We start from the raw sequence: 14,113 nt of genomic DNA, 5'->3' as shown, positions 1-14,113 counted from the left end.
GCTCACTCCGCTATCGCATAGGCGGCCCGATCGATGCCGTGGCGGGTGAGCTTGTCGTAGAAGGTCTTGCGGGGGATGCCGAGCATCTCCAGCGTCGCGCGGACATCGCCGCGATTGGCCTCCAGCGCCTCGCGGATCAGGTTGGCCTCGATCGCATTGAGGCGGTCGGGCAAGCTTGCTACCGGGGCATCCGCGCGGGCCGATTGCGCCGGCAGATCACTGGACAGGCCGAGCGCGACACGTTCGGCGAAATGGACGAGTTCGCGGACATTGCCCGGCCAATCGTTCTCGACCAGATGGCGTTCGACGGCCCGATCCAGCGCGGGTACCGGCCTGCGATATTTCTCGGCTGCGCGTGCCAGGAAACGGGTGAACAACAGCGGGATATCGCGGCGGCGCTCGCGCAGGGGCGGGATGCGCAGCGTCACGACGTTGAGTCGATAATAGAGGTCTTCGCGAAAGTCGCGGCGCTGGGCGGGGTCGCCGAGATCGGCCTTGGTCGCGGCCACGACCCTGAGATCGACGCGGCGCAGGTCGTTCGAGCCGAGCGGCGCGATCTCGCGCATTTCCAGCACGCGCAAGAGCTTGACCTGGGCGGAAAGCGGCATGCTCTCCAATTCGTCGAGGAAAAGCGTGCCGCCGCTGGAATGCTCGATGCGGCCGATCCGCTTCTTCTGCGCGCCGGTGAAGGCGCCGGGCTCGTAGCCGAACAATTCGCTCTCGATCACGCTGTCGGGCAGCGCGCCGCAGTTCAGCGCGACGAAGGGCTTTTCACGGCGACGCCCGAGCCGGTGCAGCAGGCCGGCGACGACCTCCTTGCCGGTCCCGGTCTCGCCGAGCACGAGCACGTCGACATCGACATCGGCAAGCTCGCGGATCGTCTGGCGCAGGCGCGTGATCGCGGCGGTCTCGCCGATCAGCGCGGTCTCCTCCACACCCTGCCCGGCCAGCGCCCGCAGACGCCGGTTCTCGAGAACGAGCGCACGCTTTTCGGCCGCACGCCTCAAGGTCTCGACGAGGCGCTCGCCGGCATAGGGCTTGGCGATGAAGTCATAGGCGCCCTCGCTCATCGCGCCGACGGCGGTGGCGATATCGGCATGGCCGGAGATCATGATCACCGGGATGTCGGGATCGAGCGCCCGCAGGCGCCGGAACAGTTCGATCCCGTCCATGCCGGGCATGCGAATATCGGTGACGACGATGCCGGCGTAATCCGGCCCGATCCGCTCCAATGCCGCCTCCCCCGACGGCAACGCCGCCGCCCGGAAGCCGGCGAGGCGCAAAGCCTGGACATTGGCGTCGCGCAGGTCAGGATCGTCATCGACGAAGGAGACCTCGATTGCGGCGATGGAGTCTGCGGAATCGCTCATGCCGCCGCCCTTTCGAGAGTGATGACGAAGCTGGCGCCGGCGCCGGGGACGCTCGTCGCGGTCAAGGTACCGCCGAAGGAGACGATCATGTCCTGCGAGATCACCAGCCCGAGGCCGAGCCCCTTGGGCTTCGAGGTGCTGAACGGAACGAAGAGCTGCGCCAGCGCCTGTTCCGACAGGCCGGGGCCGCGATCCTTGATCGCGATCTCGACGCGCTCGTCGCTTGGCGTGACCGTGATAGCCAGCGCAGGCTCGCCACCTTGCCCGCCCTCCATCAGCGCCTCGATGGCATTGCGCAACAGGTTGACGAAGACCTGCTCCAGCTCGATCGGACGGGCGATGACATGGACCGGCTCCGGCGGAACGGTGACGAGCGGCGTCACGCCGGCCTGATGCAAGGGGCCTTCGAGCAAGGTCAGTGCGCCGTCGATGATCGTACCGATCGGAACCGGGGCGGGCGGTTCCTTGCTGCGGCGGGCGAAACCGCGCAAAGCCTCGGTGATCGCGCCGATCCGGTCCGTCAGCGAGACGATGCGGACCAGCGCCCCGTCGGCATCCGCAGGCTCGCCGCGCTTGAGGAAGGTGCGGGCGTTCTCGGTATAGGTGCGTAAGGCAGCGAGCGGCTGGTTCACTTCATGCGCGACGCCGGCCGTGATCTGGCCGAGCGTCGCGAGGCGGTTGGCCTTGGCCAGTTCCTCACGGAGATTGGACAGCCGCTCCTGCGCGCGGGTGCGCTTCGCCATCTCGGCGACGAGGCGCTCGTTGGCGCCGGCCAGTTCCGCGGTGCGCTCGGCGACGCGCTCCTCAAGCTCGGCCTTGGAGCGGGCGTCGGCCTCCTGCCGGACGAGATTGCGTTGGCGGCGATAGAGCGCGAAGCCGGCCAGCGCCGCCCCCGGCATGAGAAGTAACGCGGCCAGCGCCTGCGATTGCGAGCGCCCCGCCGTGATCGCGGGATCGACAGGCTGGAGCACTTCCAAAAGCCAGTCAGTCGTCGCGACAGGCTGGCGGATGCGGACGTAGCGGCCGGCGAAGGCGCCTGTGCCCTGAACAAGATCGCCGCGTTCCTGCAAAGGCAGCATGGTCAGCGGCGCGGTGCCGAACTGGAGCGAATCCCGGATCGTGGCTATGGTGGCCGGATCGAGCGGCGTCTCGACGCGGAAGCGCCAATCCTCGACCGTCGAGAGCAGCACGACGCCGCGCTTGTCGATGACATAGGTCTGGCCGCCGAGCGCGCGCCAACCCGCCTCGACACGGTCGAACTCGGCCTTGACGACGACGACGCCGAGGCTGCGGCCGCCCTCCTCGATCCGCCGGGTGATGTAGAGACCGGGGCGCTGGCTGACCGTGCCAAGCGCGAACTGCTCGGCCGCACCATTGGCGACGGCGCCCCTGAAATATTCGCGGAAGCTGTAGTCGCTGCCGACGAAGCTCGTCGGCTCGCTCCAGTTGCTGGCCGCGATCGCGACGCCGTCCGGGCCGAGCAGATAGATCACGGCCGTGCGGGCTTCCTTCGCGATCGCCTCCAGCTTGAGGTCGAGCCCGTGGCGGCTGCCGCCGGTCAGCGCCTGCCGCACGTCAGGATCGCGGGCCAGGATGACCGGCAGCGCGCGCTGCTTCTCCAGCTCGCCACGCAGGATAGCGAGCGCCAGCGTGCCGCCATCGGTCGCACGGCTTTCGGTCGCGGCGACGGCGCGGCTGCGGCCGATCTCACCGGCGGCGAAAAGCGAGGCGACAGCCAGCGCCGCCACGACCAGCCCGAAGACCAGCCAGCGCTGCGTCGCGGCATTCTTCCATGGATCACTCCCGGAACGGCTCATCTCCGAAGTCGTTGTGCGGAATTCCGCACAAGTCAAGAGGCAGCGTGCGGAATTCCGCCCGACACGTTCGCAAACTGATTCAGCTGGGAATCGCAACTCATTGGTTTCGTTTGATTTCTGTAGTTCCGGCCGGTTGGCACGCCGGTTGCGAAAGAGGGGCAGCGGTTTCGAACAAAACCAAGACGACCGCCGACCCAAGGAGCAGAACATGGCGACCCCGATCGACATCGCGCCCGCTCAGCCGGCGCGCCCGAAGAAGTTTTACCAGCATCTCTATGTGCAGGTGCTGTTCGCCATCGCGGCGGGCATCCTGCTCGGCCATTTCTGGCCGGAACAGGGCGCCGCCCTGAAGCCGCTCGGCGATTCCTTCATCAGGCTGGTGAAGATGATCATCGCGCCGGTGATCTTCCTGACGGTCTCGACCGGCATCGCCGGCATGACCGACATGAAGAAGGTCGGGCGCGTCGCCGGCAAGGCAATGATCTATTTCCTGTGCTTCTCGACGCTGGCGCTGATCGTTGGCCTCGTCATCGGCAACCTGATCCAGCCCGGCGCCGGCCTGCACATCAATCCCGCCAGCCTCGACGCCAAGGCCGTGCAGGGCTATGCCGCCAAGGCGCATGACACCAGCATCGTCGGCTTCCTGCAGAACATCATCCCGGAGACGATCGTCGGCGCCTTCGCCTCGGGCGACATCCTGCAGGTGCTGTTCTTCTCGGTGCTGTTCGGCCTGTCGCTGGCGATGGTCGGCGAGCGCGGCAAGCCGGTGCTCGACTTCCTGCAGGCGCTCTCGACCCCGATCTTCAAGCTGGTGGCGATCCTGATGAAGGCCGCCCCCATCGGCGCCTTCGGCGCGATGGCCTTCACCATCGGCCGCTACGGCATCGGCTCGGTCGCCAATCTCGCCTTCCTGATCCTGACCTTCTACATCACGGCGGCGGTCTTCGTGCTGGTCGTGCTCGGCGCCGTCGCCCGCTACAACGGCTTCTCGATCCTGGCGCTGATCCGCTACATCAAGGACGAGATTCTCCTCGTCATCGGCACCTCCTCCTCGGAAGCGGCGCTGCCGAGCCTAATGGAGAAGATGGAAGCCGCCGGCTGCAAGCGCTCAGTCGTCGGGCTCGTCATTCCGACCGGCTATTCCTTCAACCTCGATGGCACCAATATCTACATGACGCTGGCGGCGCTGTTCATCGCCCAGGCGATGGATATCCATTTGCCGCTCGGCGACCAGATCCTGCTGCTGCTGGTCGCGATGCTGTCCTCGAAGGGCGCGGCCGGCATCACCGGCGCGGGCTTCATCACGCTCGCCGCCACGCTCTCGGTCGTCCCGGCCGTGCCGGTCGCCGGCATGGCGCTGATCCTCGGCATCGATCGCTTCATGTCGGAATGCCGCGCGGTCACCAACTTCATCGGCAATGCCGTCGCCACGATCGTGGTTGCGCGCTGGGAAGGCGAGCTTGACGAGAACCGGCTGAAGGCCGCGCTCGCCGGCGAATTGCCGGATTTCCTCGACGAGCCCCTGATGGCCCCGGCCGAATAAGCCGGACAGCACCAAACAGAAAGCCGCCGCCGGCATCCCGGCGGCGGCACTTGTGTTTCCGAACGCTGCGTTTTCAGAGCGTCGAGCGGCGCACGGTCAGGTCGGAGCGCTCGTAGACGGCCGGCAGCAGGTCGATGCCGAGGCCCGGCGCCTCCATCGGATAGACATAGCCGCCCTCGATGCGCGGCATCTCGGTGACCAGTTCCAGATACCAGCCGCGATAGAAGGCGCGCACCGATTCCTGGATCAGCGTGTTCGGCTGGCTGAAGGAGGTATGGACCGCCGCGACGAAGCCGACCGGGCCGATGCAGTCATGCGGGGCGAAGGGGCGGTGCCAGGTCTCGGCCAACGCCGCGATCTTGCGGCCTTCGGTCAGGCCGCCGGTCCAGCAGAGATCGACCATCACGACATGGGCGGCGTCGCGCTCCAGCATGTCCTTGTAGGGCCAGCGCGAGCCGAGCGTCTCGCTGGCGCAGACCCAGACATCGGTCGAGCGGGCGTATTCGGCCAGCGCCTGCGGCGAGTTCATCCGGATCGGATCCTCGTACCAGGTCGGCTTGTAGGGCTCGAGCACGCGGGCGATCTGCTTGGCGGTCGGCAGGTTCCAGAGCGAGTGGAACTCGACCATGATCTCCATCTTGTCGCCGACGGCCTTGCGAATCTTTTCAAAGGGCTCGACCGCCTTCTTCATCTGCTCGGCGGTGATGTAGAGGCCCTGGTTCTCGATCGCGGGCGGATCGAACGGCCAGATCTTCATCGCGGTGATGCCCTGCTCCAGCAGGTTCTCGGCCAGCGCGTCGGCGCGGTTCATGAAGCCGTCGAGATCCTCATAGGGGCTGCCCTCGTCGCCCAGGCTCCAGTTCGAGACCGGTTTGATGTTGCTGGAGCGCACGTAACGGGTGCCGGCGCAGGTGTTGTAGATGCGCTGCTTGTCGCGGCAGAGCCCGCCCAACATCTGGTGCACCGGCAGGCCGCAGACCTTGCCGAAATGGTCCCAGAGCGCGATGTCGATCGCCGAGGTCGCGCGGGATTCAGCCCCCGTCGAGGACTGCGCCATCGGCAGGTTGGTCATCTCGCGATGCAACGCCTCGATATGCAGCGGGTTCTTTCCGAGCAGGCGCCCGGCCAGCGTGTCATGGATATGCGCCTCGACGGATGCAGCGCCGTAGAAGGTCTCGCCGAGCCCGATATGGCCGGAATCGGTGTGGACGCGGACCCAGAGCACGTTGCCGAACTCCTCGGCGCGCAGGGTTTCGATGGCGGTGATCTTCATGGCGTTTCGTCCTGTTCAATCTGTTCGGGCGCGGGCGCGAAGCCCCCTCGCCGCTTGTTGGTTCTTGGGGCTCACAGCACCGAGATCATGCCGCCATCGACATAGATGATCTGGCCGCTGACATAGTCGGACGCCGAGGAGGCGAGATAGACGCAGGTGCCGGCGAGCTCGCCCGGGCGGCCCCAGCGGCGGGCCGGCGTGCGGCCCTTCACCCAGGCATCGAAGCTCGGGTTCTCGATCAGCGCCTGGTTCATGTCGGTGAGCATGTAGCCGGGGCCGATCGCATTGGCCTGGATGCCGAGCTCGCCCCATTCGGCCGCCATGGCCTTGGTCAGCATCTTGATGCCGCCTTTCGCCACCGTATAGGGCGCGACGGTCGCACGGGCGAGTTCGCTGGTCAGCGAGCCGATATTGATGACCTTGCCATGGCCGCGCTTCGCCATGCGGCGGGCGGCCTCGCGGCCGACCATGAAGGCACTGGTCAGGTTGGTGTCGAGCACGCGGCGCCAGTCGGCCGTCTCCAGCTCCAGCATCGGCTTGCGGAACTGGATGCCGGCATTGTTGACGAGAATGTCGACCGCGACGCCCTCGGCATCGAGCGCGGCAAATGCGGCGACGACCGCCTGCTCATCCGTCACGTCGAAGTTGAGGCCGCGTGCGGTATGGCCGGCCGCGCTCATCGCCGCGACGGCCTCGGTGAGGCGGCCGGCGTCGGCGCCGTTGAGGATGATGCTCGCGCCCGCGGCCGCGAGCCCTTCGGCCATGGCACGGCCGAGCCCGCGCGAGGAACCGGTCACGAGCGCGGTGCGCCCCGAGAGATCGAAGGGAGAGGTCAAGCTTGAAGGTCCTATTTCGGCGTGGACTGAAGGGCCGGATGGGCCGGCATCGTGCCGCTCGCGGCAAGCTGAGCGGCGTAGCGGCGATAGGATTCGCCGATATGCTTGCGCATCGCCTCGCCGGCGCCGGCCGGGTCGCGGGCGCGGATACGGCCGAGGATGGCGGCATGGTCGGCGCGGCGGATCGCGATGTTGGAATCCTCGCCGCGATCCTTGTCGCGCATGCTGCGGATCGAGTTGAGCAGCGGGCTCGATACGAACTGGAGCACGGTCAGGAAGAGCGGGTTGTGCGCGGCCGTGGCGATGGCGAGATGGAGCGCGAGATCATGGGCGGCGCTGTCCTCCCCCGCATCATCGGCGGCGTTGAGCGCGGCCTCGGCCGCGTTCATCCGGGCGAGGTCCTCCGGTGTATGGCGTAGCGAGGCCAGTTGCGCGGCCTCGACCTCAAGCCCGAGGCGGAATTCCAGGAATTGCAGGATCGACTGCTCGGAGGCGGCGATCTCGGCGCGGCGCAGCCGCAGGGAATCCTGCTGGTTGACGAAGAGCCCGAGGCCGCGCCGGCTTTCGACGATGCCGTCGGCCTTGAGATAGGCGATCGCCTCGCGCACCACCGGCCGGCTGACGCCGAGCTGGCGGGCCAACTCCGTCTCCGAGGGCAGCCGCGCGCCCGGCTGCAAGGCGCCCGAACGGATCGAGGTCGCCAGCGCGGTGGCGGCATCGCTCGCGAGATTGGGCCGTGATCCGATGGATGAGAGCTGCATGGCGGGTTCCTGCTGGGTCATCATTGTCACGTTGTCAGTTGTTTGACAACCTGACTTCTACCGCGTTATGGGTGCCGCAACGGCGCCCGCCCCCAGAGCGACACAATGCGCCAAGCACAGGGAAGGCTCGATATGTTCAACGGAACCCGCCGGACGCTGCTCGCTGCCGGAGCGGCGCTTGCCGCCACAGGCCTTGCGCCCGCAAGCGCGCAGGGCGTGAAGACCGCCAAGCTCGGCCACTCCTTCGCCGATTCCCATCCCCGCGCCACCGCGATGCGCCGCTTCGCGGAAGAGGTCGCCAAGGCGACGAATGGCAGCGTCAAGATCGACGTCTTCGCCAATGCCGCGCTCGGCTCCGAGGAGAAGATGCTGATCGCGACGCAGGCCGGCACGATCGACTTCTACATGGGCGCGCTCTCGCCGATCGCGGCGCGCAAGAAAGAGCTGCAGATCTTCGATTTCCCGTTCCTGTTCGCGACCGATGCCGAGGCTGCCGCCGTGCTCGACGGTCCCGCCGGCAAGCGCCTGCTGGACGGGCTCGCCGACATGAACCTGCAGGGCCTCGCCTGGTCGGGCGGCGCCTTCCGCAATCTCTCGAACAGCAAGAGGCCGATCGCGTCGCTCGCCGACATGAAGGGCCTCAAGGTCCGCGTCATGCAGAGCCCGATGGCGCTGGCGAGCTTCAACGCGATGGGCATGAACGCCGTGCCGATGGCGTTTACCGAGGTCTACACGGCTCTGGAGACAAAGGCGCTCGACGGCTACGAGCACCCGTTCGTCGACATGTACGCGAACAAGATGTTCGAGGTGCAGAAGTACCTGACCGTCACCAACCACGTCTACACGCCGGTCGCGCTGGTGGCCTCGAGGAAGTTCTGGGCCTCGCTTTCGCCCGAGCAGCAGGCGGCCGTGCAGAAGGCGGCCGAGACGACCCGCGCGTTCCAGCGCGAGGCGGAGCTGCGCGAGGCGGGCGAGGTGCTCGGCGAGCTCAAGGCCAAGGGCATGGCGACCACCGAGATGCCGGCAGCCGAACTCGACGCCATCCGCAAGGCGATCCAGCCGGTGATCGAGAAGAATACAGAGACGATCGGCGCCGCCTTCGTCAACGACTTCTACGCCGAGATCAAAAAGAACCGGAAATGAGCCCCTGCCCTCGGCGGTGGAAAACGCCGCCGAGCGGTTGAGCCTGCCTTCGTTCGATGACACATCCCGCAGCAACTGTTCCGGAGACGAGTATCGTGACCAAGACCCATCCGACACGCTTCGCTTTCATCGCCGCGCTGACAGCAGCCCTTCTGGGCTCGACGGTGGCCATGGCCGAGGTCAAGGCCAAGATCGGCCATGCCATGCCGGACACGCATCCGCAGGCGACCGCCGTCGCCAAGTTCGCGGAGCTCGCCGGCACCTACACCAATGGCAACGTCAAGATTCAGGCGTTCCACTCGGCCATGCTCGGCAGCGACGAGAAGCAGCTCCAGGCGACCCAGGCCGGCACGCAGGAATTCTACATCGGCACGCTGGCGCCGCTCTCGACCCGCGTGAAGGAAGTCCAGGTCTGGGACCTGCCCTTCCTGTTCCAGAACGAGAAGGAGGTCTACGCGGTCCTCGACGGCGCCTCGGTCAAGAAGATCTTCGACAAGATCGAGCCGAGCGGCCTCGTCGGCCTGACCTGGACCGGCATGGGCTTCCGCAACCTCTCGAACAGCCGCCGCGCCGTGAAGACGGCCGAGGACGTGAACGGCCTGAAGCTGCGCGTGATGGCGAACCCGGTCGCGCTCGACACCTGGAAGTCGATCGGCGCCAACGCCGTGCCGATGGCCTTCTCGGAGGTGTTCACCGCGCTCGAGGTCAAGGCTCTCGACGGGCAGGAGAACCCGCTCCAGCACATGTGGGCGAACAAGATGCAGGAAGTGCAGAAGCACATCTCCATCACCAACCACGTCTACACGCCGGTGGCGCTCGTCGCCTCCAAGAAGTTCTGGGACTCGCTCTCGGCCGCTGACAAGGCCGGCGTCCAGAAGGCCGCGACCGAGGCTGGCCTGCTGCAGCGCAAGCTGCTCGACGAGGGCGACCGCGACGTCATCACCAAGTTCAAGGCTGCCGGCGTGTCGGTGGACGAGGTCTCGGCCGACGACCTGCGCAAGGTGCAGGCCAAGGTTCAGCCGGTGGTCGACAAGTTCAAGGGCCAGATCGGCGAGGAGTTTGTGAACGGCTTCGTCGCCGAGATCGAGAAGGCACGCGCCGCCAAGTAAGGCACGCGACGGCAGCCGGCCCCAGCGGCCGGCTGCCTTTTTCGTCTACCGGCGCCGAGCCGGCGTTCCCCTTCACAATGCCGCCGGCGAGGTGACCGATGACCAGCCTGCTCAAGATCGCGACGGACGGTTTCTACCGTCTGATCGAGATCATCCTCGTGATCTGCATGGCCGTGATGCTGGTCATGGTCTTCGGCAACGTGATGCTGCGGATATTCTTCAACACCGGCATCGACCTCTCCGAGGAAATCCCGCGCTTCGCCTTCGTCTGGATGACCTTCCTCGGCGGCATCATCGGCCTGCACCGGCGCAGCCATCTCGGCGTCGACATGGTGGTCCAGGCGCTGCCCATCCTCGGCCGCAAGGTCTGCTGGGCGATCAGCCAGGTCATCATGCTGATCTGCGCGCTGCTCATCTTCTACGGCACTTACCTTCAGCACGACATCATCGCCGGCAATTCCTCGCCGGTCGCGCAGCTCAGCATGATCTGGGTCTATGGCGTGAGCTATGTCACCGGCGCCGCGATCGCGCTGATCTGCCTGTCGAACCTGATCCGCCTCGCGCTGGGGCAGGTTGCCGACGACGAGCTGATCGACGTGCATGAAGAGGGAATGACTGAGGGCCTCGAAGCCGAGCGCGACATGAAGGCGCAGGGAGCCAAGCCGTGATCGTTTTCGTCTTCATCACGTCGCTGCTCGGCCTGATGGCGCTGGGCATGCCGGTCGCCTTCGCTCTGATCGGCTGCGGCCTCGCCATGATGCTCTACATGGGCATCTCGGACCCGCAGATCATCATCCAGAACATGTGGGACGGCGCCAATTCCTTCCCGCTGCTGGCCGTGCCCTTCTTCATGCTGGCCGGCGAATTGATGAATGCCGGCGGAATGACACGCCGGATCATCACCATGGCGATGGCCTGGATCGGCCATATCCGCGGCGGCCTCGGCTATGTCGCGGTCATCGCCGCAGTCATCATGGCCTCGCTCTCGGGCTCTGCCGTCGCCGACACGGCCGCGCTCGCCTCGGTGCTCGTGCCGCTGATGCGCAATGCCGGCTACGACATCAATCGCTCCTGCGGCCTGATCGCCTGCGGCGGCATCATCGCGCCGGTGATCCCGCCTTCGATCGGCATGATCATCTTCGGCGTCACCGGCGGCGTCTCGATCACGAAGCTGTTCATCGCCGGCATCGTGCCGGGCGTGATGATGGGTATCGCGATCATGCTGGCCTGGCGCTGGAGCATCAAGCGCGACAATCCTCGCGTCGAGCCCAAGCGCAGCATGCGCGAGCGGCTGGTCGAAACCCGCAATGCCGGCTGGGCGCTGGTGCTGCCCGTGGTCATCATCGGCGGCCTCAAGGTCGGCTGGTTCACCCCGACAGAAGCGGCGGTCATCGCTGCCGCCTATTCGCTTTTCGTCGGCGTCTTCATCTACCGCGAGATCAAGATCCCCGACCTGTTCGGCCTGATGTACCGGGCGGCCGAGACCACCGCCGTCATCATGTTCCTGGTCGCGGCGGCCGGTGTTTCGGCCTGGCTGATCACCACGGCCAACATTCCCCAGCAGGTCGCCGACATGGTCGCGCCCTTCATGGAGAACAAGATCCTGCTGATGGCCATCCTGATGGTGATGGTCTTCATCGTCGGCACGGCGCTGGACTTCACGCCGACGGTGCTGATCCTGACACCGGTGCTGATGCCGGTCGTCAAGCAGGCGGGCATCGACCCGGTCTATTTCGGCGTGCTGTTCATCATGAACAACGCCATCGGCCTGGTGACGCCGCCGGTCGGCACCGTGCTGAACGTGGTCTGCGGTGTCGCCAAGGTGCCGATGACAGGCGTGATCAAGGGCGTGACGCCCTTCATGGTCGCACAGCTCATCGTGCTGACCCTGCTGGTGATCTTCCCGCAGATCGTGATGTGGCCGCTGCAGATGATGTCACGCTGAGACGCGCGACGCGCGGGGGCTAGCTGGCCCCCGCTCCCTCCGTGATGTTGCGGATCGCGATGCGGTCAAAGAACGGCTCGCGATCCCCTTCCTGATCGACCGCGATCTCGCCGTCCCTCACACGGAAGCGGATGACGGTCGCCCCAGCGCCGCGCCAGTCGGCGGTGTCGCCGTCGTCCTCGTAGAGCTCGCCCGACGCCCCCTCGACGAGGCCACAGACCAGGATCTCGCGGAGATCGTCGATGCCCTCGGGGTTGCCGAGCGGGATCAGCGCGCCGGCCCGGACGAAAACGGGAAGGCGGCCGAGCGGGGCCGCGACCGTCACGACCACGCCGCCGTCGACATGCCGGCCGGTATGCCAATCATACCAACCGCCATCATGCTCCGGCAGATAGACGCTGCGCTCGCGGGCGCCCTCCTCCAGCACCGGCGCGACCAGCACGTCCGGCCCGAGCATGAAGGCGTCATCGGTCTTCACGGCGGTGGCATCCTGCGGGAAATCCCACAGCAATGGCCGGATCGCCGGCGTGCCGTCGCGGCTCGCGCGCCACATCAGCGTGTAGAGATAGGGCATCAGCCGGTAGCGCAGCGAGATCGCCTCGCGCACCTGCGGCACCATCTCCGGATACATCCAGGGCAGGTTGACGACGCCATCGTCGTTCCAGGAGTTCATCACCATGCGCGGCCAGAGCGAGCAGAACTCGTTGAAGCGCACGAAGAGCTCGGGGCCGGGCGTCGGGCCGTGGAAGCCGCCGACATCGTGGCCAATCGAGAACATGCCCGACAGGCTCATGTTGAGCCCTTGGGTCAGGTTGTAGCGCAGCGTCTTCCAGGCGGTTTCGTTGTCGCCCGACCAGGTCTGGGCATAGCGCGAGATGCCGGCGCAGCCGCCGCGCGTGATCGCATATTGGCGCTTGCCGGGCTGGCGATCGGCCTGCGCTTCATAAGAGAGCTTGGTCATCAGGAGCGGCTGGGCCGGGCGCGCCAGGGCCTGCCGGAACGGGCGGCCGTCGCCGTCGCAAAGCGCGTCCTCGTCCCAGATCTCGTACTCGTTGTTGTCGTTCCAGACGGTGGTGAAGCCATAATCGAGCAATGCGGTCTCGATGCCGTTCCGCCACCACGCGCGGCCCTTGGGGTTGGTGTAGTCGAGATGGAAGCCGAGCCCGTCCCAGAACTGTGCGACGGCCGGCTTGCCGCTGTCGCCGTCGCGAACGAGGAAATCGCCGTCGAGCGCCTCCTTCAGGCGCGGATGGTCATCGAGCAGGCAGGGCTTGAGGTTCGCGACGGTGAAGATGCCGACATCGTTCAGGCGCTGCATCGTCGCCTTCGGGTCCGGGAACTTCTGCCGGTTCCAGTTGAAGGCGTAGCGGCGATGGCCGATCTGCGTATAGCCCGAACCGAAATGGAAGCTATCGCAGGGAATGCGATGCGTCGTGAGCTTGGCAATGAAATCGCTGATGCGGGCATCGGCATCGGGCGCATCGGCGATCGCCATCGAGGTGACGCCGAAGCCGAAGGACCAGAGCGGCGCGAAAGCCTGCCCGCCGGTCAGCCAGGAGAAGCGCCGGACCACATCCGGCACGGTCGGGCCGGCCATGACGTAATAATCGAGGTCGCCATCATCGCCTTTCCAGGAGCGGAACAGGCCATGGTAATTGTCGAGCGTGCAGCCGAAATCGACGCTGCCCGTCGAGAGGTTGTCGTAATAGACGCCGTGGGCTCCCGCCGGCCCGGCGACGATGAAGAAGGGCAGCATCTTGTAGAGCGGATCGGAGAGTTCCGCGTCGAAGCCGCAGGGGTCGACCGCGTCGATGGCGAAGCGGCGGCCGGTGCGATCGAGCGGACCGGCCTTGTCGCCGAGGCCGTAGTGGCGCTCCGCATAGTCGCGCGCCATGAAATGGGCGAGCGCGCCAGTGCGCGGCGAGACGAGATAGGCCTGCGTCGTGCGGTCCTGCAGGAAGGGCTTGTCCTCGCCGTCGCGGCGCCAGGCGATACCGAAGGGCGAGAGCGTGACTTCAGCGATCAATCCGCCAGCGGCGATGACGACCTTGTCGGCACCCGCCCGGATATCCGTCTTCGGGCAGGCGAAGCCGTCCAGGCTGTCGCGCGGGCGCCCTTCATAGGGCGGCTCCAATCCGCCCGGCGCGATCGACCAGCCGCGGTCGAGGCGGTAGCCATCCTGCGGCTTCAGCGTGACGCGGCCGATATCGCCGTCGAGGATGCGCACGGTGAGCGTATGGCCGAGCCCGAGATCGAACAGGGCGGCTTCGCCATCGCGGCCGAGATAGCGGCCTTGGCTGAGGGCTTTCATGAAAT

11 protein-coding genes are annotated in these 14,113 nt (G+C 66.5%); 5 read left to right on the top strand and 6 right to left on the bottom strand.

What is annotated here, in order from left to right:
- Positions 1 to 2: 2 nt before the first annotated feature.
- Entirely contained in the window at positions 3 to 1,370 is a 1,368-nt protein-coding gene (locus NUV79_RS14355) for a sigma-54-dependent transcriptional regulator (RefSeq protein WP_257733769.1), read from the bottom strand.
- Positions 1,367 to 3,187 carry a sensor histidine kinase gene (locus NUV79_RS14350; RefSeq protein ID WP_257733768.1) on the bottom strand — a complete coding sequence of 607 codons (1,821 nt, stop codon included), beginning with the start codon at positions 3,185 to 3,187 and terminating at the stop codon, positions 1,367 to 1,369. Before NUV79_RS14350 ends, NUV79_RS14355 begins: the two co-directional genes overlap by 4 nt.
- 208 nt (positions 3,188 to 3,395) lie before the next feature.
- Between NUV79_RS14350 and NUV79_RS14345 the strand changes: the two genes are divergently transcribed.
- On the top strand, positions 3,396 to 4,730 hold the full coding sequence (locus NUV79_RS14345; protein ID WP_257733767.1) for a dicarboxylate/amino acid:cation symporter: 1,335 nt from the start codon (positions 3,396 to 3,398) through the stop codon (positions 4,728 to 4,730).
- A gap of 73 nt (positions 4,731 to 4,803) precedes the next feature.
- Here the strand turns inward: NUV79_RS14345 and NUV79_RS14340 are convergent, their stop codons facing one another.
- The 3 genes from NUV79_RS14340 to NUV79_RS14330 form a co-directional block, all read right to left on the bottom strand.
- A complete protein-coding gene (locus NUV79_RS14340) occupies positions 4,804 to 6,003 on the bottom strand; it encodes a mandelate racemase/muconate lactonizing enzyme family protein (protein WP_257733766.1) in 1,200 nt (399 codons plus the stop codon).
- Between the two features lie 71 nt (positions 6,004 to 6,074).
- Entirely contained in the window at positions 6,075 to 6,839 is a 765-nt protein-coding gene (locus NUV79_RS14335) for an SDR family oxidoreductase (RefSeq protein ID WP_257733765.1), read from the bottom strand.
- An 11-nt stretch (positions 6,840 to 6,850) separates the two neighbouring features.
- A complete protein-coding gene (locus NUV79_RS14330) occupies positions 6,851 to 7,600 on the bottom strand; it encodes a FadR/GntR family transcriptional regulator (protein WP_257733764.1) in 750 nt (249 codons plus the stop codon).
- A gap of 132 nt (positions 7,601 to 7,732) precedes the next feature.
- Between NUV79_RS14330 and NUV79_RS14325 the strand changes: the two genes are divergently transcribed.
- From NUV79_RS14325 to NUV79_RS14310, 4 genes are all read left to right on the top strand, one after another.
- The gene (locus NUV79_RS14325) at positions 7,733 to 8,743 is read left to right on the top strand and encodes a DctP family TRAP transporter solute-binding subunit (protein WP_257733763.1); all 1,011 of its coding nucleotides are present in this window, start codon (positions 7,733 to 7,735) and stop codon (positions 8,741 to 8,743) included.
- A gap of 95 nt (positions 8,744 to 8,838) precedes the next feature.
- The gene (locus NUV79_RS14320) at positions 8,839 to 9,852 is read left to right on the top strand and encodes a TRAP transporter substrate-binding protein (protein WP_257733762.1); all 1,014 of its coding nucleotides are present in this window, start codon (positions 8,839 to 8,841) and stop codon (positions 9,850 to 9,852) included.
- A gap of 98 nt (positions 9,853 to 9,950) precedes the next feature.
- Entirely contained in the window at positions 9,951 to 10,520 is a 570-nt protein-coding gene (locus tag NUV79_RS14315) for a TRAP transporter small permease (RefSeq protein ID WP_257733761.1), read from the top strand.
- Entirely contained in the window at positions 10,517 to 11,797 is a 1,281-nt protein-coding gene (locus NUV79_RS14310) for a TRAP transporter large permease (RefSeq protein ID WP_257733760.1), read from the top strand. Before NUV79_RS14315 ends, NUV79_RS14310 begins: the two co-directional genes overlap by 4 nt.
- Before the next feature lie 19 nt (positions 11,798 to 11,816).
- Here NUV79_RS14310 and NUV79_RS14305 read toward each other — a convergent pair whose 3' ends face one another.
- The gene (locus NUV79_RS14305) at positions 11,817 to 14,108 is read right to left on the bottom strand and encodes a glycoside hydrolase family 31 protein (protein ID WP_257733759.1); all 2,292 of its coding nucleotides are present in this window, start codon (positions 14,106 to 14,108) and stop codon (positions 11,817 to 11,819) included.
- Positions 14,109 to 14,113: the final 5 nt, after the last annotated feature.

Origin of the sequence: Allobosea sp. 47.2.35 (genome assembly GCF_024655635.1) — a bacterium.
In the GTDB taxonomy this organism is placed as follows: domain Bacteria; phylum Pseudomonadota; class Alphaproteobacteria; order Rhizobiales; family Beijerinckiaceae; genus Allobosea.
Note: the sequence above shows the minus strand (reverse complement) of the source record. Positions and strands in the feature narration are given on the sequence as shown.